Source organism: Dactylosporangium sp. CA-139114 (assembly GCF_050955725.1).
GTDB lineage: Bacteria > Actinomycetota > Actinomycetes > Mycobacteriales > Micromonosporaceae > Dactylosporangium.
The window spans coordinates 5901590-5922935 of sequence record NZ_CP192080.1 but is presented as its reverse complement, the minus strand read 5'-3'; the positions used below and the strand labels follow the sequence as shown (position 1 = coordinate 5922935).

Sequence of the window (21346 nt, the reverse complement as noted above, 5' to 3'; positions counted from 1 at the left end):
CATGGCGATCGTTGGGACCTGGCTCGTTGGGATGGCAATGATCGCGGTTGAGTGTAGAAACGCCCGGGGAGAAGTCATCTCCCGGATCAGTGTGGACTCGTTCTTCAATCCAGTCCTCCTCGGTGTTGATCAAACGGATTTTCCGATGCTCGCTGGAATAGACCCGTACGGGGACACCTTCTTCAATTATCTCCAAGTCAAGCGGTTGCTGTTGGAGCTCGACGTGTATGCACCTGAACACAGTGAATCGGCAGCGTTCTTTGCCCAATTGACCGACGTGTGCAATGAGGCGCTGGCGAAGCCCCACCGCTTCTTGCGCTTCGTCGGTGACTGAACGTCCCGTGGTTGCCACCTGGAAGCGACTAGGTCAGGAACTGCGGAACGCGGGGCTGCCGGTCACCGGCGTCTGGCAGGTCGTCAAGATGCGGACTCTCGTGCCGGCGTTGCGGCGGATCGCCAAGGCGAGTCCGTGAACGATTCCCGTCCTCCGGGCCGCGATCGATGACGACACCGTCGCGATTCAGGCGATGGACGCCTTGGCCGGCGTTGATCCGCAAGACTCCGTCGAGCTGCTGGAAGCCAAGCAGCGGCATGCCGATGCGGCCATTGCCGCTGCTGCCCGTAAGGCGGTCGAGTCGTCGAGTGCTAAGGCCAAGTCTTGAGTATCCAACGCGCCGATGCGATCGGTGTCAGCGACGGGCGGCGGTTTCACCTGCTCGACTATCGACATGGAGACAGCCAGGCGCTGGTCCGCAGCCTGCCTGAGCCGGACGAGGGCGACGGCGATGGCGGCGCGCCGATTCGGGTCATCGACTTCCTCTTTGCCGGGGTCGTGGGCGGAGTTTGAGATCGGGGGCGGGGCGCCGAGCCCGTTGGGCTCGGAGGACGCGTCCCATCGGGAACTCCACCCGCCGGTTGGCGGCATCGTCCAATCCGCGGACTGACGTGCTGTGGAACGCTGATGCCCGGCGGCGCCGTTGCCACCGTCGAGACCTGGCGGCTGATGAGGGGTGGTTCGGTGCCGATCATCTCCGGCAGGGCGACGGCGGTGCGCGCCGCGGCTGCCCTGCTGAGCATCGGAACGTTGGAGATCCGCTTGCTGGCCCGCGATCTTGACCGGGACGAGGACGGGGGGACGCGCCGCGCGGATCCGCATGATCGCCGAGATCCTGCACGGGTTCCCGCTGTTGCCGGTGCTGCACGCGTGGCCGTTCGGCCGCGAGCGCAACGCGAAGCGGGAACTCGTCTGGCGCTGGGGCGCCTCGCCGCCGCAGGCCCGCGAGTGGATCGTCGCCGCACTGCAGGAGGCGGGGCCGCAGTTCAGCGGATACCCGCAGATGCTCGAACGCGAGCACCGGCGCTGGGCCGCCGAACACCCATCGCAGCGGACACCGGAACCACAGGAGTCCGCGGCGCCGACGCGCGAGTGGCGCGACGAGCAACTCGCGATGGTGCACGGCGCGGACCTCGACATCGCGACCGATGCCCTGCTCGAGCTCGCGCATCGCGAGCCGGACCGCGGCTGGACCGAACGGCTGCTGCTCCAGATCATCGACGGCGACGCCGACGCCCAGCTGCGAGCACTGGCGGTCACCTGCCTCGGACATGTCGCGCGGCGGCACCGGGCGATCGACCGGGAGACGGTGCTGCCGGTGTTGCGCGAACTCCTGGACGATCCGACGCTCGGCGACCGCGCCCGGGAGACGATCGACGACATCGAGACCTTCGCCTCCGGCGCCTGACCCTTCGCGGTCCTCGCCCGCGGACCAGCGAGCGCGCGGCCTACAGCAGGCCGTCGAGTACGGATTCGATGCCGTTGCGGATTCGCGTCGGGCTCAGATCCAGGGTCCGGCGCTGGTGCTCCAGCACGTTCGGCTGGAGCAGGGCCAGCAGCGCGCTCGCCAGATAAGGCGCGTCCAGGTCGCGATCCAAAGACTCCAGCAGGCGTACCAGATGCAGGTGGTACGTCGGGTAAGGGCCGCTCCCGTGCCCCTGCGCCGCCTTCTTCGCGGCCAGCAGGCGCAGGTCCCACTGCTCCTCCTGCAAGTCCAGCAACGCGAACACGAACGCGCGGATTCGCGCGGCCGGCGGTGCGCCCGGGCCCAGCGGTGGCGGGCCGGTCAGGAAGGCCTCCTGGAAGCGCACCTCGTGGTCCTCCAGCAGCGCGTACGCGAGTGCCCCCACGTCGCCGAAGCGGCGATAGGCCGTACCGACGCCGACGCCCGCCTCCCGGGCGACCTCGTCGAGCGCCAGCGCCGCCACGCCCCGCGCGGACACGATCCGCGATGCCGCCTCCACCAGCCGCTGCCGGTTGCGCGCGGCGTCCGCCCGCTCGGCCGGGGGCTGGTCGATGAGCGGCAGGGGGGTCGGCTTGCGGCGGGTCACGTGACGATCCTCGCATCCCTTGTAAGTGGAAGAAGTTCCACTTAGGCTCCGAGTGTAACCGGAAAGAGTTCCACTTCTTGGAGGCGTCATGGGTGCGAAGGTCGCCGTCATCTACTACTCAGCCACGGGAAACGTGCACGCGCTGGCCGAGGCGGTCGCGGAAGGGGCGCTCGAGGCCGGCGCCGAGGTGCGGCTCCGGCGGGTGCCCGAGCTTGCGCCGGACGCCGCCATTGACGCCAATCCGGCCTGGCGGGCGCACATTCAGGCGAATTCGCACGTCGAGGTCGCCACGCACGACGATCTGACCTGGGCGGACGCCTACGCGTTCGGCTCACCGACGCGGTTCGGCAACGTCGCCGCGCAGCTCAAGCAGTTCATCGACACGACCGGCGGGCTGTGGGCGGCCGGGCGGCTCGCGGACAAGGCGGCCACCGCGTTCACCAGTGCGGCCAACGCCCAGGGTGGGAATGAATCCACGCTCCTCGCGCTCTATAACACGTTCTACCACTGGGGCGCGTTCATTGTTCCGCCCGGATACACCGATCCGGCAATTCACGCCGCCCGCGGCAACCCGTACGGTGCCGGGCACCCCGGAACGGACGGCGCGCCCTCCGTGGCGACCCTCGCGGCTGCCCGCTACCAGGGGAAACGGCTCGCGACCGTCGCCGCCCGGCTGCGCGAAAGTGTGCTCAGCCTAAGCTAATCGTCCAGTGTCACGTACCAATGGAGAATTGCGTCTCCTACGCAATGTAAGATCAAGAAGACTTGATGTTTATCGCGGTGAATGAGTCAATCAGGCGTGAATGCGCCGGCCACCGACGACCGGCGCACGGTTCTGGAGGGAGCCGGCCTTGCCGCGACTTCGGCATCGACGTCTGCTCATCACCGCGGGACTCTCCGCGTTAGCGCTCACCATTGCCGGAGCGCCGGCCACCGCCGCACCCGGCACGCCGCGTCCGGCCAGGTTCAACGACCTGGCGAACACCGCGCACCGCACCGGCACCGTCCACAGCTTCGCGGCCGCACCGGGCGAGGACGACGAAGAGGGCTCCAGCGACATCATGGAGCAGGCCGACCAGTGGAACGAGGCCCGCAGCGCGCCCGGGGTCGTGGCCCCGGGCGCGTACTCGGCCGCCTGGGCGCAACTGCGGGCCCTGCCCCGCACCGGCGGGAACTGGACCGACGAGACCGGCCTTCCGTACAACTCCGACGACCCGCGGTACCGCGACATCAACTCGAACTCGTCCGGCGGCGCCGGCAACGTGACGGGCCGCGTGGTCGGCATGGCGGCGGACGACCACGGCTACGTGTACGCCGGCTCGGCCAACGGCGGCGTCTGGCGCTCCTCCACCGGCGGCGGCCGGTGGCAGCCGATCTCCGACAAGCTCCCGGCCCCGGCCACCGGCGACCTGCGCCTCGACGGGCGCGGCCGGCTGTGGTTCGCGACCGGCGAGGCGAACACGAGCGCGACGAGCTTCGTCGGCACCGGCGTGTACGTCCTCGCCGACCCGCGCCACGGCGAGTTCCGGGCGAGCGACCGTGTCGGCGGTACCGAACTGGAGAACACCACCATCCGGGCGCTGCGCTTCGGCGGCGACACCGTGTGGGCGGCCACGAGCCGCGGCGTCTGGACCCACTCCACCACGAACCTCGCGGGCCCCTGGCACCTCGAGTTCGCGCCGAACCCGTCGTTCCTGCCCGGCGGCGCCGACGCGGCCGACGAGGAGGCGCCGTACAAGAACATCGCCAACGACATCGCGATCGACCCCCGCGATCCGTCGAAGGTCGTGCTCGCGATCGGCTGGCGCAGCGGCGACGACTACAACGGCTTCTACGTTCGCAGCGGCGGCACCTGGCAGAGGACCACGCTCGCCGGGGACATCGCGAGCGACCCGGACAACCTCGGCGCGGTGACGTTCGGCCGCTCCGCCGACGGCAGCAAGTACTACGCGATCGAGCAGTCGCCCGAGATGCTCGCGACGAACGGGGACTCCAACCTCTTCGGCATCTTCGTCTCGAACAACGGCAACCCGCTCGGCCCGTGGACCCGGGTCGCGGACTACCACAAGCTGGCCGCGTCGGGCTCCGCGAACACCTCGCCGGGCTACATGCCGGGCATCCAGGCCTGGTACAACCAGTTCGTCCAGGTCGACCCGGCCGACCCGCGGCACCTGTACGTCGGGCTGGAGGAGGTCTTCGAGTCCAAGGACGCGGGCGCGACGTGGACGACCCCGGGACCGTACTGGAACTTCAACTTCCCGTGCTGGAACATCGACCCGTCGAAGCAGACCGGCGACTGCCACCAGACCGTCCACGCCGACCAGCACGCGGCCGCGATCGGCAGCAACGGCGGCAAGCCGTACCTCGTCGTCGGCGACGACGGCGGCATCTACCGCCGGCCGGCGAACGGCAAGGCGGACGCATCGGGGCACGCGACCGACTGGGTGTCGCTCAACGACGGCAGCATGGACGTCCTGCAGTACTACTCCGTGGGCGTCGGCACCGACCGGCAGGGGCGCAACGCGGGCGTGGCGATCAGCGGCGGCCTGCAGGACAACGGCGAGTCGATCCTGCGCCCGGGCGACAGGGTGATGGGCTCGAACTTCGGCGGCGACGGCGGCGACACCATCGTCGACCCGAACAACGGCTGCAACATCGCGGCGGAGTACGTGTACCTCGCCCTGTCCGTGACGAACAACTGCGCGGTCAACGACGGCTCCTGGACGACCGACCCGAGCAAGGTCTCCAGCCGCAACGTCGCCCCGCCCGACAACGCCCTCGGTTCGGCCGGCGCGCGGTTCATCGCCCCGATCGCGGCCGACCCGGGCAACGTCAACGACTGGGTGGCCGGCGGCACCCACGTGTGGGTCCAGCACAAGGGCTTCGCGATCCAGTCCGGCGCGGACTGGGTCAACGTGTTCGACCTGGGCGCGGGCCACGTCGCGACCGGCGTGTCCATCTCCGGCGGCACGGTCTACGCCGGCTGGTGCGGCCCGTGCAACAACCAGGGCTTCACGCGCGGCATCGCGGTCGGCAAGGCGGACGGGACGGGCTGGCACCAGCTGAGCCTGCCGGCCGACGGGGTGATCCCGAACCGGTACGTCTCCGGCTTCGACGTCGACCCGGCGAACCCGAACCACGTGTACGTCGCGATGAACGGCTACTCCCGCAAGTGGACCGAGGGCCCCGGCGCCGGCGTCGGGCACGTCTTCGAGTCGCGTGACGCGGGCGCCCACTGGGCCGACATCTCCGCGAACCTGCCGGACATCCCGGCCAACGCGCTGAAGGTCGTGTGGGGCGGCGGCCTGGTCGTCGGCACGGACCTCGGGGTGCTGTACCGCGCGCCGGGCCAGACGGGCTGGAAGGTCCTCGGCCGCAACCTGCCGACGACCACCACGATGGAGCTGCGGACCGGCCTCTACGGCCTGCGCCTCTACGCCGCCACCCACGGCCGCGGCATCCGCTCCTACGACCTGTGGCAGCTGCTGCTGTTCGGCTGAGTGTTGCCAGGCGAGGGCGGCCCTGGTTGCGCCGGGGCCGCCCCCGCCTCAGCGGTTGCTATAGACGCGCGCCGGGTCGACCAGCACGACCGTGCGGCGCTGCTCGGCCATCACCCGGTCGTACTCGTCCCAGTCGTCGTGATCCCCGCCCGCCGCGGTGAAGACCTCGCGCAGCAGCAGCCGCAGCCGGTCCGCGTCGACGCCCGGCGCGGGGTCGTCCGGGCCGATCAGCGTCGCGGTGCCCTCGACCGAGGCCCACTCCCAGCCGGCCCGGGCCGTCAGGGTCAGGTGAGGCCGGGCGCGCAGGTTGGCCAGCTTCACCTTCCCGTACGTCACGAAGGCGAGCGCCGGCGCCCCGGTCAGCGGGTTCGTCATCGCGCCCGCGTTCACCACCGACGCCTGGACCGTGCCGTCGGCCCGCACCGTCGAGACGACCACGAGGCCGTGCTCCCGCGCGGCGAGCCCGGCGAAATCCTCCAGCGTTGTCATGGTGAAAGCCTACGGGCTGCGCAGCTCGTCGAAGATGAGCACCGTCTCGGTCGAGGTGATCTCCGGCATGCCCTGCAGCTGGGTCAGCACCAGCTCGCGCAGGGAGGTGGTGTCGCGGGTGCGCACGAGCAGCACCAGGTCGTGCGAGCCGGACACGAGGGCCGCATGGTCGACCTCCGGCAGGGCCAGGATCCGCGACCGTACGGCCTTCCAGGAGTGCTGCGAGATGTTCACGTAGACGTAGGCGGCCACGCCCAGGCCGTACCGCTGCGGGTCGATCGTCGCCGTGTAGCCCGTGATCACGCCGTCGGCCTCGAGGCGCTGGACGCGCGCGTAGACGTTCGCGCGCGAGATGTGCAGCGCCTCGGCCAGGGCGCGCATCGACGCCCGGCCGTCGGCCCGCAGCGCCTGGACGATCCGGCGGTCGACGTCGTCGAGCTCGGCCATCCGTCTCCTCACACACCGTCGCCGGGCCGTCGAAATGAACGTTTGGCGCCCGCCGACCGTACCAGAGCGCCATTCGTCTTTGAATGGAGTCCTGAGCTGGACCGATGGCCGGGCGGGGGCCGAAAATCTGGACGGTGACCACCATCGAGGCGCTGCTGCCGAGCACCACCCCGCTCGGCCTGATCGACGCCGAGGGCCAAGCATGCCCAGGCGAACTCGCCATGCCCGATGCGGCCGTCCTGCTGGAGCTGTACCGCCGGATGACGATCGGCCGCCGCTTCGACGCCCAGGCGACCGCGCTCACCAAGCAGGGCCGCCTCGCGGTGTACCCGTCCTCGCACGGGCAGGAGGCGTGCCAGATCGGCGCCGTCCTCGCGCTGCGTGAGCAGGACTGGCTGTTCCCGACCTACCGCGACTGCGTGGCGATCGTGTCCCGCGCCGTCCCGCCGGCCGAGGTGCTCTCCCTCCTGCGCGGCGACTGGCACTGCGGCTACGACCCGCACGAGCACCGCGTCGCCCCGCAGTGCACCCCGCTGGCCACGAACACCCTGCACGCGGTCGGCCTCGGGCACGCCGCGCGGCTCAAGGGCGAGGACCAGGTCGCCGTGGTGCTGCTCGGCGACGGCGCGACCAGCGAGGGCGACACGCACGAGGCGCTGAACTTCGCCGCGGTGTGGAAGGCGCCCGTGGTGTTCCTGGTGCAGAACAACGGCTACGCGATCAGTGTGCCGCTGGAGAAGCAGACCGCCGCGCCCCGGCTGGCGTACAAGGGCGTCGGGTACGGCATGCGCTCCCGCCTGGTCGACGGCAACGACGCGGCCGCCGTGCACGCCGTGGTCAGCGAGGCGATCGCGCACGCCGCGGCGGGGGAGGGCCCGACGCTGATCGAGGCCCTGACGTACCGCATCGAGGCCCACACCAACGCCGACGACGCGACCCGCTACCGGGAGGCCGAGGAGGTCCAGGCCTGGCTGCGGCGGGACCCGCTGAGCCGCCTCGACGCGTACCTGCGCGCCGCCGGCATCCTCGACGACGCCGTCGCGTCCGACTTCGCCGAGCAGGCCGAGCGGTTCGCCACGACGGTCCGCGAGCAGATGAACGCCGACGCGGTGCTCGACCCCGCCGAGCTGTTCGAGCACGTCTACGCGCAGCCGACCCCGGCGCTGGTCGCGCAGCGGGACGAGCTGCTGGGTGAACTGGCCGAGATCGCGCGGGAGGCGGCATGACCGGCATGGTGGAGCGGCCGACGGAGGTCAGCCTGGCCGGGGCGCTCAACGCCGCCCTGGCCGACGCGCTCGCCGACGATCCCCGGGTGCTCGTCTTCGGCGAGGACGTCGGCACCCTCGGCGGCGTCTTCCGGGTCACCGACGGGCTCGCGGCCAAGTTCGGCGACGGCCGGGTCTTCGACACCCCGCTGGCCGAGTCCGGGATCGTCGGCACCGCGATCGGCATGGCGATGAACGGGATGATCCCCGTCGTGGAGATGCAGTTCGACGCGTTCGCGTACCCGGCCTTCGAGCAGATCACCAGCCACCTCGCGAAGCTGCGCAACCGGACCCGCGGCAAGGTGGAGCTGCCGATCGTCATCCGGGTGCCGTACGGCGGCGGGATCGGCGGCGTCGAGCACCACTGCGACTCGTCCGAGGCGTACTACACGCACACCCCCGGGCTGCGGGTCGTCACGCCCGGCACGGCGTCGGACGCGTACCGGCTCCTGCGCCAGGCGATCGCCTGCCCCGACCCGGTCGTCTTCCTGGAGCCCAAGCGGCGGTACTGGGCCAAGGAGACCGAGCCCCTCACGGCCGACGGCCCCGCGATCGACCGGGCGCTCGTGCGCCGCCCCGGCCGCGACGCCACCGTCATCACCTACGGCGGCACGGTCGCCACCGCGCTCGAGGCGGCCGACGCCGCCGTCGAGGAGGGCTGGGACCTCGAGGTGATCGACCTGCGCAGCCTCTCGCCGTTCGACGACGCCACCGTCAGCGCCTCCGTGCGCCGGACCGGCCGCGCCGTCGTGGTGCACGAGGCCGCGCGGTTCGGCGGGTACGGCGCCGAGGTCGTCGCCCGCCTGCAGGAGCAGTGCTTCCACCACCTCGAGGCCCCGATCCTGCGCGTGACCGGCCTCGACATCCCGTATCCGCCGCCGCACCTCGAGCACCATCACCTGCCCAACGCCGACCGCATCCTCGACGCCGTCGCCAAACTGCAGTGGGACGACCATGCCTGACTTCCGCCTGCCCGACCTGGGCGAGGGCCTGACCGAGGCCGAGGTGCTGTCCTGGATGGTGCGCGTCGGCGACACCGTGCGCGTCGACCAGCCCGTCGTCGAGGTCGAGACGGCCAAGGCGTCGGTCGAGGTGCCGGTTCCCTTCGCCGGTACCGTCACCGCCCTGCACGCCGCCCCCGGCACCATGGTCCGGGTCGGCGCGCCGCTGATCACGGTCACGCCGGTGGAGGGGCTGCAGGAGCCGGGTGTCGTCAGCGGCAACGTGCTCATCGGCTACGGCACCACCACCGAGACCCGCCGCCGGCGCGGGAGCCGCCGCGCCGCGGCCGCCGTGCCGCACCGCGGGCCCGTGCGGGTCATCTCGCCGCTGGTGCGCCGGCTCGCCCGCGAGGGCGGCCTGGACCTGAAGACCGTGGTGGGCACCGGCCCCGAGGGTCTGATCCGCCGGGCCGACGTCGAGAAGGCGCTTGCCGGGCCGGTCGCCGTGGGCGAGCGGCGGGTGGCGCTGCGCAAGACCGCGGCCGAGAAGCTCAGCCGGTCGCGGCGGGAGATCCCCGAGGCGACCGTGTGGGTCGACGTCGACGCGACCGGGTTCCTCGCGGCCCGGGCCGTGCTCAACGCGCGCGACCCCGAGCGGCCGGTCAGCCTGCTCGGGCTGCTGTCCCGCTTCGCGCTGCTCGGCCTGCAGCGTCATCCCGAGCTCAACGCCCGCGTCGAGCGGGACGAGATCGTCATACCGGGGCACGTACACCTGGGATTCGCCGCGCAGACCGAGCGGGGCCTCGTGGTCCCGGTCGTCCGCGACGCGCACCGCCTGGCGACCCGCGCCCTCTCGGCGGCGATGGCCGAGCGCACCCGGGCCGCGCGCGAGGGCACCCTGGCCCCGGCCGACCTGACCGGGGGCACGTTCACGGTGAACAACTACGGCGTCTTCGGCGTCGACGGCTCGGCCGCGATCATCAACCACCCCGAGGTCGCGATCCTCGGCATCGGCCGGATCATCGACCGGCCGTGGGTCGTCGACGGGCAGCTCACCGTGCGCAAGGTGAGCCAGCTGACCCTCGCCTTCGACCACCGCGTGTGCGACGGCGGGGCGGCGGGCGGCTTCCTGCGTTACGTCGCCGACTGCGTCGAGTCGCCCCTGACCGCCCTCGGAGACCTGTGACGCGGGTGTCTTGACACATCGGCACGCATCGCTGAGACTGGCCAGCATTCCGCCAACCCGTCTCCCGGCGCTCACCTCGCCGCCATGATGTGAGCGCTAACAACGGAGGATTCGTGCTGACCTCTCCCATCAGCCGCCGTGCCGTCATGCGCGCGAGCGGCGCCTCGCTGGTCGCGGCCGGCGCCGCCGCGGGCCTCGCCGGGGCGCCCGCCGCCGCGGCGCTCGCGCCCGCCCGAGCCGACATCGGCGTCGCGGCCTACCCGTTCGACCTGAGCCAGGTGCGGCTCACCGCCGGGCGGTTCTTCGACAACCAGAGCCGGACGCTGGCGTACCTGCGGTTCCTCGACGTCGACCGGATGCTCTACAACTTCCGGTCCAACCACCGGCTGTCCACGAACGGCGCGGCGGCGACGGGCGGCTGGGACGCGCCGACGTTCCCGTTCCGCACCCACATGCAGGGCCACCTGCTCAGCGCCTGGGCCCAGGCCTACGCGACGCTGGGCGACACCACCTGCCGGGACAAGGCGAACGCGATGGTCGCGGGCCTGGCCGCCTGCCAGGGCAACAACGCGGCCGCGGGATTCGCCGCCGGATACCTGTCGGGCTTCCCCGAGTCGGACTTCACCGCGCTGGAGTCGGGCACGCTGAGCAACGGCAACGTCCCCTGGTACTGCATCCACAAGACGCTCGCGGGGTTGCTCGACGTGTGGCGGTACATCGGCAGCACCCAGGCCAGGGATGTGCTGCTGGCGCTGTGCGGCTGGGTGGACACCCGCACCGGGCGGCTCAGCGCGAGCCAGATGCAGGCGGTGCTCGGCACCGAGTTCGGCGGCATGAACGCCGTGCTCACCGACGTCTACCAGCAGACCGGCGACGCCCGCTGGCTCACCGCCGCCCAGCGCTTCGACCACGCGGCGGTGTTCAACCCGCTCGCGTCCAACACCGACCAGCTCAACGGCCTGCACGCCAACACGCAGGTGCCGAAGTGGATCGGGGCCGCGCGGGAGTACAAGGCGACCGGCACGACCCGCTACCGGGACATCGCCGTCAACGCCTGGGCGATCACGACGGGCGCGCACTCGTACGTCATCGGCGGCAACAGCCAGGCCGAGCACTTCCGCGCCCCGAACGCCATCGCCGGCTACCTGACGAACGACACCTGCGAGCACTGCAACAGCTACAACATGCTCAAGCTCACCCGCGAGCTGTGGCTGCTGCAGCCCGACCAGGCCGCCTACTTCGACTTCTTCGAACGCGCCCTGCTCAACCACGTGATCGGCGCGCAGAACCCGGCCGACGCCCACGGCCACGTCACCTACTTCACCCCGCTCAAGCCCGGCGGCCGCCGCGGGGTCGGGCCGGCGTGGGGCGGCGGCACGTGGAGCACCGACTACAACTCCTTCTGGTGCTGCCAGGGCACCGGCGTGGAGGTGAACACGAAGCTCGCCGACTCGATCTACTTCTACAACGGCACCACGCTGACGGTGAACCTGTTCGTCCCGTCGGTGCTGACCTGGACCCAGCGCGGCATCACGGTCACGCAGTCCACGTCCTACCCGGCGAGCGACACCACCACCCTGACGGTCACCGGCACCGCGAGCGGCTCGTGGACCATGCGCGTGCGCATCCCCGCCTGGGCCGCCAATGCCACGATCAGCGTCAACGGCACCGCCCAGTCCGTCGCGACCACGCCCGGCACCTACGCCTCGCTGACCCGCACCTGGACCTCCGGCGACACGGTCACCGTGCGGCTGCCCATGGCCGTGGCGGTCCGCCCGGCCAACGACAACGCCAACGTCGTCGCGCTCACCTACGGCCCGGTCGTCCTGGCCGGCAACTACGGCACCACCGCCCTGTCCGCCCTGCCGGCGCTGACCCCGTCGTCGGTCACCCGCACGAGCACGACGGCGCTCACGTTCACCGCCACGGCGAACAACGCCACGGTGGCCCTGGGCCCGTTCCACGACGCCCAGGGCTTCAACTACACCGTCTACTGGAGCACCGGCGCCGCGGCGTCCACGTTCCGGCTCGCCAACGCCGCCAGCGGCCTGGTGCTCGGCGTGCGGGACATGTCCACCGCGGACGGCGGCCTCGCCCTGCAGTGGGGCGACACCGGCACGCCCGACCACAGCTGGGAGCTGGTCCTCGACGGCACCGCGGTCCGGCTGCGCAACCTCAACAGCGGCAAGGTCCTCGGCGTCACCGGCATGTCCACCGCGGACGACGCGAACGTGCTGCAGTGGACGGACAACGGCACCGCCGATCACCGGTGGACCATCGTCGACAACGGCGACGGCACCCACGGGCTGCGCAACGTCAACAGCGGCAAGGTGCTGGCGATCCTCGGCGGCTCGACGGCGCAGGGCGCGCAGGCGGTCCAGTCGCCCGACGACGGCTCGGCGGACAACCGGTGGCGCTTCCTGCCCGACGGCACGCGCCGCATCCAGAACCTGCGCAGCGGCCTTGTCCTCGGCGTCACGAACATGTCCACGGCGGACGGTGCCCTGCTCGTGCAGTGGGGCGACACCGGCACGAGCGACCACCTGTGGACGGCGATCGTGGACACCGGTGGCTACCTGCGCCTGCGCAACGGCAACAGCGGCAAGGTCCTGGGTGTCGAGAACAACGGCACCGCGAACGGGACCCGGGCCGTCCAGCTGCCGGACACCGGCGCGAACGACCGCCGCTGGCGGCTGCGCTACGGCGCGAACGGCTGCTTCCGCATCCAGTCCGCCAACGGCGGCCGGGTGCTGGGTGTCAACGGCGCCTCGACGGCCCAGGGCGCCCAGGTGCTGCTCTGGGACGACAACGGCACCGACGACCACCTGTGGCGGTTCGTGTGAGCGCCGCCGGCCAGTGACGGCGAACCACCATCGCTCGTGTTGGGCGCACGAGCGGTTGCAACCGCAACCAGCGGGGGCCGTGCCGAGTGGTGAGATCCAGCAACGGGTGCGGCGGCACATCGATTCGCTGGTCGGCACCGGTGCGGCGACCGGCTCCTCCGGCCCGGCCACCGGGCGCCCACGCACCTCCGGCGCACCCGTCGTCAGCTTCTCCGCCGGCCGGGCCCGGGATGACGGTGGAGACGTTGGCGAAGCCGGCGTCGTCGCCGGTGGGGGGACGCCGGCCAGAGCCCGGTGCAGCCGGGCCCTGGCTCAGCGGTGGCCGGGGCGGCGGTTCAGGGCGCGGGTCGCCAGCCGCCGCAGCTTCTCCTGGTTGGCCGGCTTGGACAGCTCCCGCCGCCCCAGCTCGACCACGCGGCGACCGTTGGGGCTGTTGAGGAAGCGCATCACGCGCTGCACGATCGACGGCATACGTTCTGGTGTACCCGCGCGGTGAACATGCAATCCCCGGCAGTCGCGCGGGCGCGGCCCGCCCGGTCGCGGCGATGCGGAACGGCCGTGGCCGCCGGAGCGGCCACGGGCCGGACGATGACCCGCGTCGATCGGCTGGTGCACGACGCCGGCGCTGCCCCGTGCCGCGAGGCCGGGCCGTGGCCGGTGGCTACCTGTGCCTGCGCAACGGCAATGCGCACCCGGTCCGCCGACGCGTCTGAGCACCGCCGGGCAGTGATTGCGAACCGCCACCACTCGCCTTAGGCTCACTAGCGGTTGCAAACTGCAATCAGCGGGAGGGGTCGTGCCGAGTGGTGAGATCCAGCAACGGGTGCAGCGGCACATCGATTCGCTGGTCGGCACCGGCGCGGAGACCGGCGTGCAGGTCGCCGTCTACCGCGACGGCGCGCTCGTCGTCGACGCGGTGGCCGGCTCGGCCGACCCGGCCGCCGGGCGGGCCCTCACCTCCGGCACACCCGTCTTCAGCTTCTCCACCGGCAAGAACATGGCGACCACGATCGCGCACGCGCTCGTCGCGCGCGGGTACCTCGGCTACGACACCCGGGTCGCGGACCTCTGGCCCGAGTTCGGCGAGCACGGCAAGGCCGCGACGACCCTGCGGCACGTGCTGACCCACACGGCCGGTCTTCCGGCGATGCCGCGCGAGATCACCCCGGCCGACCTGCCCGACCGGTCCAGGGTGTGTGCCGCGCTGGCCGGCGCCGAGCCGCGCTGGCCGCCGGGCACCGCAGTCGGCTACCACGCCTACACCTTCGGCTTCCTCGTCGGCGAACTGGCCCGCCGCGCGACCGGGCGGCCCATGCGCGAGCTGCTGCGCGAGTGGGTCACGGCGCCGCTCGGCATCGACGGGCAGCTGTACTTCGGCGCTCCCGCGGAGGCGCTGCCGGGCTTCGCGCGCCTGGAGCAGCCGGCGCGGGACCGGCCCGGCGGCCCGGCGGATGACGATGCGATCCTCGCGCCGTGGGAGCGCCGGCCCGGCGCCGAGCTCGGCAACGACGACGAGATCCTGCGCGCGGACATCCCGTCGGTCGGTTCCGCGACCGCGCATGGTCTGGCCGCCATGTTCGACGCGCTGCTGCGGGCCCGGCTCGTGGACCCCGCGCAACTGGCGCAGCTGTCCGCGCTCGCGTTCGAGGGGACCGACCGGGTGTTCGGCACGCCGGCGCGGATGGCGCTCGGCTTCCCGCTCGGCCGGGCCGGCGCCCCGGCCGAGGAGCGCTCGGCGGCCTTCGGCTGGCCGGGCGGCGGCGGCAGTTATGCCTACGCGGACCCCGCGCGGGGCGTAGCCTTCGCGCTGACGAAGACCCGGCTCCGCCCGGACTTCGACACCGCCCTGTCGGTCACCGCGATCCTGGCCGACCATCTCGCCCGAGACGAGGAGCGACCATGACCGGCGACCCGGCACCGCCGCGGACCAGCCTCGGCCCGTACTCCTCCGCCGGCGCCGCCCCGGCGCCGTGGGAGGCGACGGAGTGGGCGCTGCGGCGGATCCAGAAGTTCCAGCTGTGCACCGTGCGCCCCGACGGGCGGCCCCACGTGACGCCGTTGCTGGCGATCTGGGCGTCCGGCGCGATGTGGTTCACCACCGGCGAGGACGAGCAGAAGGCCCGCAACCTCGCCATCAACCGGCACTGCGTGCTGAGCGCCGGCACCGGGACCCTGACCGGCGTGGACTACGTCATCGAGGGCACCGCGAGCCCGGTCACCGACGAGGACGCCCGCGAGGCTGTGGCGACCGCGTTCGAGGAGGCCTACGGCTGGCAGATCACCCGCGAGGACGGGACCTGGCACCATCTGGCCGACGCCGTGCGGGCCGGGACCGTGCGGCTCTACCGGGTCCGGCCGGACAAGGCGTTCGCCTTCGCCGCCGGCCCCGAGGCCTCCGAGACCCGCTACCGGTGGACCTGAACCCCGGCTACTGTACGTGTCGTGACCGCCGCCGAGCCGGGAGCTGACTGGCTGGCCGCCGTGCCCCGCTGGGCGGCCCGGGGCGGCCCGCCGGTGCACGCCCAGATCGAGCGGTGGCTCGCCGGCGTCATCGGGCGCGGGCAGCTCGTGCCCGGGGACCGGCTGCCGCGGGAGGAGGACCTCGCGGCGCGGCTCGGGGTCAGCCGGATGACGCTGCGGCAGGCGCTGGCCTCGCTCGAGGCGCTCGGAACGGTCGTGCGCAAGGCCGGGCGGTCCGGGGGCACGTTCGTCAGCGAGCCGCGCATCGAGTGCGACCTCACCGGGCTCGCCGGCTTCACCGAGCAGATGCGCCGCGCCAACGTGCGCGCCGGGGCGCGGATGGTCTCGGCCGCGACCGTGCCGGCCGGTGCCGCCGTCGCCGCCGCGCTCGGGGTCCGGCCGAACGCCCCGGTGCACGAGATCGTGCGGGTCCGAACGGCCCGGCGCGTGCCGCTCGCGCTCGAGCGCTCCTACTTCCCGGTGCCGCCGTTTCCCGACCTGCTGGAGCAGCGACTGACCGGCTCGCTCTACGAGCTGCTGCGCCGCCGCTACGGGCAGCACCCGCACACCGCGCGCGAGTCGCTGGAGCCGGTCGTCGCCGGGCCGCAGGAGGCCCGGCTGCTCGGGGTGGCCGCGCAGAGCCCGCTCATGCGCATCGAGCGGACCGTGCACACCGCGGCCGGGCTGGCCGTCGAACACGCCACCGACCTGTTCCGCCCCGACCGGGTCCGCATTTCGCTCCGCGTTAATGTCTAGACCTTTTCAGGCCGGGGTAGCGCTGCTAGCGTCGCGGGCATGAGCAGCGCCCTGCCGTCCCGCGCCCGCGTCGTCGTGATCGGCGGTGGCGTCATCGGGGCCAGCGTCGCCTACCACCTGACCAAGCTCGGCTGGACCGACCTGGTGCTCGTCGAGCAGGGGCGGCTCTCCAGCGGCACGACCTGGCACGCGGCCGGGCTCGTCGGGCAGCTGCGCGCAACGGAGAGCGGGACGCGGCTGGTGCAGTACTCCGCCCGGCTCTACAGCGAGCTGGAGCAGGAGACCGGGCTCGGCACCGGCTTCAAGCGCTGCGGCGGCGTCACCGTCGCCCGCACCCCCGACCGGATGGTGCAGCTGCAGCGCACCGCGGCGTCGGCGGCCGCCTACGACCTCGAGTGCGAGCTGATCAGCCCGGATCGGGCGAAGGAGCTCTACCCGATCCTCGCCACCGAGGACCTGGTGGGCGCGATCTGGCTGCCGGGCGACGGCACCGCCAACCCCACCGACGTCACGAACTCCCTCGCGAAGGGCGCCCGCGACCGCGGCGCGACCATCGCGCAGGGCGTGCGCGTGATCGGCGTCGACGTGCGCGACGGCGTCGTCACCGGTGTGCGCACCGACGCCGGCGACATCGAGGCCGAGGTCGTCGTCAACTGCGCCGGGCAGTGGGCCAAGGCCGTCGGCGCGCTCGCCGGGGTCAACGTGCCGCTGCACTCGGCCGAGCACTTCTACGTCGTCACCGAGGCGATCGAGGGCGTGCACCGGATGCTGCCGATCCTGCGCGACCCCGACGGGTACACCTACTGCAAGGAGGAGGTGGGCGGGCTCGTCGTCGGCGGGTTCGAGCCCGAGGCCAAGCCCTGGGTCGCGCCCGACCGGTTGCCGTACCCCTTCGAGTTCCAGCTCCTCGACGAGGACTGGGAGCACTTCGCCATCCTCATGGACAACGCCCAGCGGCGCATCCCGGCGCTGCTGGACACCGGCATCAAGAAGTTCTACAACGGTCCCGAGTCGTTCACGCCCGACAACCAGTTCATCCTCGGCGAGGCGCCGGAGGTCAGGAACTTCTTCGTCGGGGCCGGGTTCAACTCCGTCGGCATCGCCTCGGCCGGCGGGGCCGGGCGCGCGCTGGCGGAGTGGATCGTCAGCGGGGGGCCGACCAGCGACCTGTCCAGTGTGGACATCCGCCGGTTCGCGCCGTTCCACGGCAACAACCAGTGGCTGCACGACCGGGTGGCGGAGGTCCTGGGCCTGCACTACGAGGTGCCGTGGCCCAACCGGGAGCTGACCTCGGCCCGGCCGTTCCGCCGCTCGCCCGCCTACCACCTGCAGGCGGCCGCGGGCGCCGTCTTCGGCTCGAAGATGGGCTGGGAACGGGTGAACGTGTTCGCGCCCGCGGACGCGGGCGCCGAGGTGGAGTACACCTGGGGCAAGCCGAACTGGCTGGACTGGTCGGCCGCCGAGCAGCGGGCGACCCGCGAGTCGGTGGCCGTGTTCGACCAGACCTCGTTCGGCAAGCTGCTCATCGCCGGGCGCGACGCCGAGGACCTGCTGCAGTGGCTGTGCACCGCCGACGTCGCGGTGCCGACCGGCCGCGCCGTCTACACCGGGATGCTCAACGCCCGCGGCGGCTACGAGTCCGACGTCACCGTCACCCGGCTGGCCCGCGACGAGTACCTGCTCGTCACCAGCTCCGCCTCGGTGCAGCGCGACCGCGACTGGCTCCGCCGGCACATCGGCGACCGGCACGTCACCGTCGCCGACGTCACCTCCGCCTACGCCGTCTACGGCGTGATGGGGCCGGACTCGCGCGCCCTGCTGCAGGCGCTGACCCGGGCCGACCTCTCCGGCGCCGCGTTCCCGTTCGCGACCAGCCGCGAGATCGACCTCGGCCACGCCACCGTGCGCGCGACCCGGATCACCTACGTCGGGGAGCTGGGCTGGGAGCTGTACGTCCCGTCGGAGTTCGCCGCCGGCGTCTACGAGCAGCTGGTGGGGGCCGGCGCCACCCAGGCCGGCTACTACACGATCAACTCGCTGCGGCTGGAGAAGGGCTACCGCGCCTGGGGCTCCGACCTGCGCCCGGACACGAACCCCGTCGAGGCCGGCCTGCTGTTCGCGTGCAAGCTCGGCTCGGACATCCCGTTCCTCGGCCGCGAGGCCGTCGAGCGCGCCCGGGCGGACGGCCCGCGGCAGCGCCTGGTGTCGCTCGTCGCCGGCGACCCGGACGTGATGATGTGGGGCGGCGAGCTGGTCCTGTGCGACGGCGAGCCGGCGGGGCAGGTGACGTCCGCGGCGTGGGGCGAGACCCTGGGCGCGTGCGTCGCCCTCGCCTACGTGCGGCCCGGCGACGGCGGCGCCTGGCAGGTCAACGTCGGCGGCACCCTCGTGCCGGTCGCCGTGCACCGGCGCCCGCCGTTCGACCCCGCGGGGGAGCGCGTCAAGCGGTGAGCAGGGCGCGGCCGGCGATCCGGCCGCCTACGCGCGGGCGAGGAGCTCCGCCGTCGCGGCCCACAGCCGCCGCTCCCGGTCCCGGTCGTGCGCGATCGGCCGCACCTCGGTCACCTTGCCGCGCACCACGAACGCGCCGTCGCGCAGGTGCGACCAGCGCTCGTCGAGCGCGATCGACGCGAGCTGCGGACCCGAGCGCCGCGGGGTGGCGACGCCGGGCAGGCGGCCGAGGGCGCGGCCGACGGCCTGGAACGCCGCGGGCGCGTCGCGGCTCAGGGCGGTGCCGGGCATCCAGCCGGGCTCGTACACGGACACCGCGATGCCGGGGCCGGCCTGGCGTTGCAGCTCGTGGGCGTAGTACAGCAGGGCCAGCTTGGCGTTGGAGTACGCGGTGCCGCTCGCCCGCATCCCCGGGTTCTGCCCGCCGGTCGCCGGGCGGGCGATGTCGACGGGGTCGGCCCAGCTCGCCGGGGCCACGCCCAGCAGCCGGCGCCAGAAGTTCTGGTGGTACGTGTTCGAGCCGAGCAGCACGATCCGCGCGGGCTCGGTGAGCGAGCCGAGCAGGTCGCCGATGAGCTGCGCGTGCGCGAGGTAGTTCACGGCGAACGTGAGCTCGTAGCCGTCGGCGGACGCGGTGCGGGTGTCGGCCGACATGGCCCCGGCGTTGGCGACCAGGGCGCGCAGCGGGCCGGCCGCGCCGGAGTCCAGCAGCCCGCGCACCGTCGCGGCGGCGGCCCGCACGTCGGCGAGGCGGGCCAGGTCGACGCCGACCTCGTGCACGGTGACGCCGAGCGCGCGCGCCTCGCGGGCGACCCGCGACAGGGCCGTACCGCCGCGGCCCAGCAGGATGAGATCGGAGCCCTTGGCGGCCAGGGCAAGGGTCGCGGCCCGGCCGAGGCCCCGCGTCGGTCCGGTGATCAGCGTGGTGGTCATGCCCCGACGGTGCGGCCCCGGCGGGGCGTCAGCCAGCCGTCGCGTTGTCGTAGGACTGCCAGGGCCAGGACAGCGGAGGCGTCCGCGCGCAGACTGGACCCATGCAGTCGTGGGAGTTCGGCGCGATGGTGCGCCGCTGCCGGGACCGGGTGACGCCCGAGGCCGTCGGCGTGCCCGTGGGCCGGCGCCGGCGCGCGGCCGGGCTGCGCCGCGAGGAGCTGGCCGCGCTCGCCGGGATCTCGGCCGACTACCTGACGCGGCTGGAGCAGGGCCGGGCGACCGCGCCCTCGGCCCAGGTCGTCGAGGCCCTCGCGCGGGCCCTGCGGCTCGGCGACCCAGAGCGGGATCTGTTGTACCGTCTCGCCGGCCACGCCACCCCCGGGCTGGACGTGGTGCCGTCGCGCGTCACGGCCAGCGTGCAGCGGCTGCTCGACCGGCTCTCGCACACGCCGGTTGTCGTCTACGACGCCACCTGGACGCTCGTGCTGGCCAACGCGGCCTACGACGCGCTGATGGGGGAGACGACGACGTGGCGCGGCCTGGAGCGCAACGCCGTCTGGCGCAACCTCGCCGGCCCGCGCAACCGGGTCGTGCACACGCCGCGGGAGCAGGCCGAGCACGAGGCCCGGCTCGTCGCGGACCTGCGGCTGACCGCATCGCGCTACCCGGCCGACCGCTCCCTGCGCCGGCTCGTCGGCGAGCTCGCCGACGCCTGCCCGCGCTTCGGCGAGCTGTGGAACGCCGAGGCGCCGCCCCCGCCGCCGGACCCCTCCAGGCGCAAGGTCGTCGAGCACCCGGCGGTGGGCCGGGTCACGCTGGACTGCGACACGCTCATCGTCGCCCAGGACGACCTGCGGATCACCGTCTAAACCGCCGAGCCCGGCACCGAGGACGCCGAGCGCCTCGCGCTCGCGATCGTCCTCGGCACCCAGTCCCTCGTGGACTGACGCCCCGGCCCGGTGCTGACGGACACCGCCGACACGGGCTCGACGCCGAACGACTTCAGTGCTCGACGGTGTACCGCAGGTGCGTCACCAGCGACGTCTGCCGGGCCGACACCTGGGTGAGCCCGATCCGGCCGATGCCCTCGAAGAGCCGCTCGCCCCGGCCGAGCAGCACCGGCGCCACGTGCAGCCGCAGCTCGTCCAGCAGGCCCGCGGCCAGGAACTGGTTGACGGTCGAGGCCCCGCCGGCGACGGAGATGTCCCGCTCGCCGGCGACCTTGCGGGCCCGCTCCAGCGCCGACTCGATCCCGTCGGTGACGAAGTGGAACGTGGTGCCGCCGTCCATCTCCAGCGACTCGCGCGGGTGGTGGGTGAGGACGTAGACGGGGGCGTGGTACGGCGGCTCCTCGCCCCACCAGCCGCGCCAGGCGAGGTCCCACGCACCCCGGCCCGGCCCGAACATGTTGCGGCCCATGATGAAGGCGCCCGCGTCGGTGATCTCGGCGAGCTCCGCCGCGTTCTCCTCGCGCGCCTCGAACATCCACGTGTGCAGCACGCTCTGCGGGCCCCCGATGACGTCGTCGCCCATCGGGTGCTCGAGGGTCTGGTTGAGCCCGGCGACGTAGCCGTCCAGCGACGCCGCGATGCTCGTGAAGACCTTGCTCATCCGCGTGGTTCCTCTCCTTGCTGAGTGCCGGTTCACCGTGTGGTCGGAGCCGTTGGCCGATCCTCGACATGCTCGCGCG

21 protein-coding genes are annotated in these 21346 nt (G+C 72.8%); 15 read left to right on the top strand and 6 right to left on the bottom strand.

What is annotated here, in order from left to right:
* Position 1 precedes the first annotated feature (1 nt).
* The 4 genes from ACQP2P_RS26115 to ACQP2P_RS26100 all read left to right on the top strand — a co-directional run bounded on the left by ACQP2P_RS26115 (position 2) and on the right by ACQP2P_RS26100 (position 1742).
* On the top strand, positions 2-334 hold the full coding sequence (locus ACQP2P_RS26115; protein WP_433604977.1) for a hypothetical protein: 333 nt from the start codon (positions 2-4) through the stop codon (positions 332-334).
* Positions 335-527: 193 nt separating this feature from the next.
* The gene (locus ACQP2P_RS26110; RefSeq protein ID WP_433604975.1) at positions 528-662 is read left to right on the top strand and encodes a hypothetical protein; all 135 of its coding nucleotides are present in this window, start codon (positions 528-530) and stop codon (positions 660-662) included.
* Positions 659-847, top strand: a complete 189-nt coding sequence (locus ACQP2P_RS26105) for a hypothetical protein (protein WP_433604973.1) — start codon at positions 659-661, stop codon at positions 845-847. Before ACQP2P_RS26110 ends, ACQP2P_RS26105 begins: the two co-directional genes overlap by 4 nt.
* Before the next feature lie 307 nt (positions 848-1154).
* Positions 1155-1742, top strand: coding sequence for a hypothetical protein (locus tag ACQP2P_RS26100; protein ID WP_433604971.1), 588 nt, complete (start codon positions 1155-1157; stop codon positions 1740-1742).
* A gap of 40 nt (positions 1743-1782) precedes the next feature.
* On the opposite strand, the gene ACQP2P_RS26095 is transcribed toward ACQP2P_RS26100, so the two are convergent.
* Positions 1783-2385, bottom strand: a complete 603-nt coding sequence (locus ACQP2P_RS26095; RefSeq protein ID WP_433604969.1) for a TetR/AcrR family transcriptional regulator — start codon at positions 2383-2385, stop codon at positions 1783-1785.
* Positions 2386-2473: 88 nt separating this feature from the next.
* Between ACQP2P_RS26095 and wrbA the strand changes: the two genes are divergently transcribed.
* A complete protein-coding gene (gene wrbA / locus ACQP2P_RS26090; RefSeq protein ID WP_433604967.1) occupies positions 2474-3088 on the top strand; it encodes an NAD(P)H:quinone oxidoreductase in 615 nt (204 codons plus the stop codon).
* Positions 3089-3236: 148 nt separating this feature from the next.
* Complete coding sequence (locus tag ACQP2P_RS26085) at positions 3237-5885, top strand: glycosyl hydrolase (RefSeq protein ID WP_433604965.1); 2649 nt, start codon at positions 3237-3239, stop codon at positions 5883-5885.
* Positions 5886-5933: 48 nt separating this feature from the next.
* Here the strand turns inward: ACQP2P_RS26085 and ACQP2P_RS26080 are convergent, their stop codons facing one another.
* Both ACQP2P_RS26080 and ACQP2P_RS26075 read right to left on the bottom strand, forming a co-directional pair.
* A complete protein-coding gene (locus tag ACQP2P_RS26080; protein WP_433604963.1) occupies positions 5934-6374 on the bottom strand; it encodes a TIGR03618 family F420-dependent PPOX class oxidoreductase in 441 nt (146 codons plus the stop codon).
* Positions 6375-6383: 9 nt separating this feature from the next.
* Complete coding sequence (locus ACQP2P_RS26075) at positions 6384-6821, bottom strand: Lrp/AsnC family transcriptional regulator (protein WP_433089103.1); 438 nt, start codon at positions 6819-6821, stop codon at positions 6384-6386.
* Positions 6822-6955: 134 nt separating this feature from the next.
* On the opposite strand from ACQP2P_RS26075, the gene pdhA reads away from it, so the two are divergent.
* The 4 genes from pdhA (at position 6956) to ACQP2P_RS26055 (ending at position 13056) form a co-directional block, all read left to right on the top strand.
* Positions 6956-8047, top strand: a complete 1092-nt coding sequence (gene pdhA, locus ACQP2P_RS26070) for a pyruvate dehydrogenase (acetyl-transferring) E1 component subunit alpha (protein WP_433604960.1) — start codon at positions 6956-6958, stop codon at positions 8045-8047.
* Positions 8048-8052: 5 nt separating this feature from the next.
* A complete protein-coding gene (locus ACQP2P_RS26065; protein WP_433619272.1) occupies positions 8053-9048 on the top strand; it encodes an alpha-ketoacid dehydrogenase subunit beta in 996 nt (331 codons plus the stop codon).
* Positions 9041-10213 (top strand): dihydrolipoamide acetyltransferase family protein, encoded by a 1173-nt coding sequence (locus tag ACQP2P_RS26060; protein ID WP_433604958.1) that lies wholly within the window; start codon positions 9041-9043, stop codon positions 10211-10213. Before ACQP2P_RS26065 ends, ACQP2P_RS26060 begins: the two co-directional genes overlap by 8 nt.
* Before the next feature lie 146 nt (positions 10214-10359).
* On the top strand, positions 10360-13056 hold the full coding sequence (locus tag ACQP2P_RS26055) for a beta-L-arabinofuranosidase domain-containing protein (RefSeq protein WP_433619270.1): 2697 nt from the start codon (positions 10360-10362) through the stop codon (positions 13054-13056).
* A gap of 312 nt (positions 13057-13368) precedes the next feature.
* Here ACQP2P_RS26055 and ACQP2P_RS26050 read toward each other — a convergent pair whose 3' ends face one another.
* Complete coding sequence (locus tag ACQP2P_RS26050; protein WP_433604956.1) at positions 13369-13527, bottom strand: hypothetical protein; 159 nt, start codon at positions 13525-13527, stop codon at positions 13369-13371.
* 325 nt (positions 13528-13852) lie between these two features.
* Between ACQP2P_RS26050 and ACQP2P_RS26045 the strand changes: the two genes are divergently transcribed.
* Genes ACQP2P_RS26045 through ACQP2P_RS26030 form a run of 4 tightly spaced genes read left to right on the top strand, consistent with a single transcriptional unit; the run spans position 13853 to position 18723 of the window.
* On the top strand, positions 13853-14959 hold the full coding sequence (locus ACQP2P_RS26045; protein WP_433604954.1) for a serine hydrolase domain-containing protein: 1107 nt from the start codon (positions 13853-13855) through the stop codon (positions 14957-14959).
* Positions 14956-15477: a pyridoxamine 5'-phosphate oxidase family protein gene (locus tag ACQP2P_RS26040; RefSeq protein WP_433604952.1), complete on the top strand. Its 522-nt coding sequence runs from the start codon at positions 14956-14958 to the stop codon at positions 15475-15477. The genes ACQP2P_RS26045 and ACQP2P_RS26040 overlap by 4 nt, the downstream gene beginning before the upstream one ends.
* A gap of 21 nt (positions 15478-15498) precedes the next feature.
* Positions 15499-16272 (top strand): GntR family transcriptional regulator, encoded by a 774-nt coding sequence (locus tag ACQP2P_RS26035; protein WP_433604950.1) that lies wholly within the window; start codon positions 15499-15501, stop codon positions 16270-16272.
* Positions 16273-16311: 39 nt separating this feature from the next.
* A complete protein-coding gene (locus ACQP2P_RS26030; RefSeq protein ID WP_433604948.1) occupies positions 16312-18723 on the top strand; it encodes a GcvT family protein in 2412 nt (803 codons plus the stop codon).
* Positions 18724-18750: 27 nt separating this feature from the next.
* Here the strand turns inward: ACQP2P_RS26030 and ACQP2P_RS26025 are convergent, their stop codons facing one another.
* On the bottom strand, positions 18751-19656 hold the full coding sequence (locus ACQP2P_RS26025; RefSeq protein ID WP_433604946.1) for an SDR family NAD(P)-dependent oxidoreductase: 906 nt from the start codon (positions 19654-19656) through the stop codon (positions 18751-18753).
* A 101-nt stretch (positions 19657-19757) separates the two neighbouring features.
* On the opposite strand from ACQP2P_RS26025, the gene ACQP2P_RS26020 reads away from it, so the two are divergent.
* Positions 19758-20525 (top strand): helix-turn-helix transcriptional regulator, encoded by a 768-nt coding sequence (locus ACQP2P_RS26020; protein ID WP_433604944.1) that lies wholly within the window; start codon positions 19758-19760, stop codon positions 20523-20525.
* 133 nt (positions 20526-20658) lie between these two features.
* Here ACQP2P_RS26020 and ACQP2P_RS26015 read toward each other — a convergent pair whose 3' ends face one another.
* Positions 20659-21267 carry a dihydrofolate reductase family protein gene (locus ACQP2P_RS26015; protein ID WP_433604942.1) on the bottom strand — a complete coding sequence of 203 codons (609 nt, stop codon included), beginning with the start codon at positions 21265-21267 and terminating at the stop codon, positions 20659-20661.
* Positions 21268-21346 lie beyond the last annotated feature (79 nt).

Coding starts and splice junctions, on each gene's coding strand:
- ACQP2P_RS26115 (WP_433604977.1), top strand. CDS start 2: ATGGCGATCGTTGGGACCTGGCTCGTTGGGATGGCAATGATCGCGGTT.
- ACQP2P_RS26110 (WP_433604975.1), top strand. CDS start 528: ATGGACGCCTTGGCCGGCGTTGATCCGCAAGACTCCGTCGAGCTGCTG.
- ACQP2P_RS26100 (WP_433604971.1), top strand. CDS start 1,155: ATGATCGCCGAGATCCTGCACGGGTTCCCGCTGTTGCCGGTGCTGCAC.
- wrbA (WP_433604967.1), top strand. CDS start 2,474: ATGGGTGCGAAGGTCGCCGTCATCTACTACTCAGCCACGGGAAACGTG.
- ACQP2P_RS26080 (WP_433604963.1), bottom strand. CDS start 6,374: ATGACAACGCTGGAGGATTTCGCCGGGCTCGCCGCGCGGGAGCACGGC.
- ACQP2P_RS26075 (WP_433089103.1), bottom strand. CDS start 6,821: ATGGCCGAGCTCGACGACGTCGACCGCCGGATCGTCCAGGCGCTGCGG.
- ACQP2P_RS26065 (WP_433619272.1), top strand. CDS start 8,053: ATGGTGGAGCGGCCGACGGAGGTCAGCCTGGCCGGGGCGCTCAACGCC.
- ACQP2P_RS26060 (WP_433604958.1), top strand. CDS start 9,041: ATGCCTGACTTCCGCCTGCCCGACCTGGGCGAGGGCCTGACCGAGGCC.
- ACQP2P_RS26055 (WP_433619270.1), top strand. CDS start 10,360: ATGCGCGCGAGCGGCGCCTCGCTGGTCGCGGCCGGCGCCGCCGCGGGC.
- ACQP2P_RS26050 (WP_433604956.1), bottom strand. CDS start 13,527: ATGCCGTCGATCGTGCAGCGCGTGATGCGCTTCCTCAACAGCCCCAAC.
- ACQP2P_RS26040 (WP_433604952.1), top strand. CDS start 14,956: ATGACCGGCGACCCGGCACCGCCGCGGACCAGCCTCGGCCCGTACTCC.
- ACQP2P_RS26030 (WP_433604948.1), top strand. CDS start 16,312: ATGAGCAGCGCCCTGCCGTCCCGCGCCCGCGTCGTCGTGATCGGCGGT.
- ACQP2P_RS26025 (WP_433604946.1), bottom strand. CDS start 19,656: ATGACCACCACGCTGATCACCGGACCGACGCGGGGCCTCGGCCGGGCC.
- ACQP2P_RS26020 (WP_433604944.1), top strand. CDS start 19,758: ATGCAGTCGTGGGAGTTCGGCGCGATGGTGCGCCGCTGCCGGGACCGG.
- ACQP2P_RS26015 (WP_433604942.1), bottom strand. CDS start 21,267: ATGAGCAAGGTCTTCACGAGCATCGCGGCGTCGCTGGACGGCTACGTC.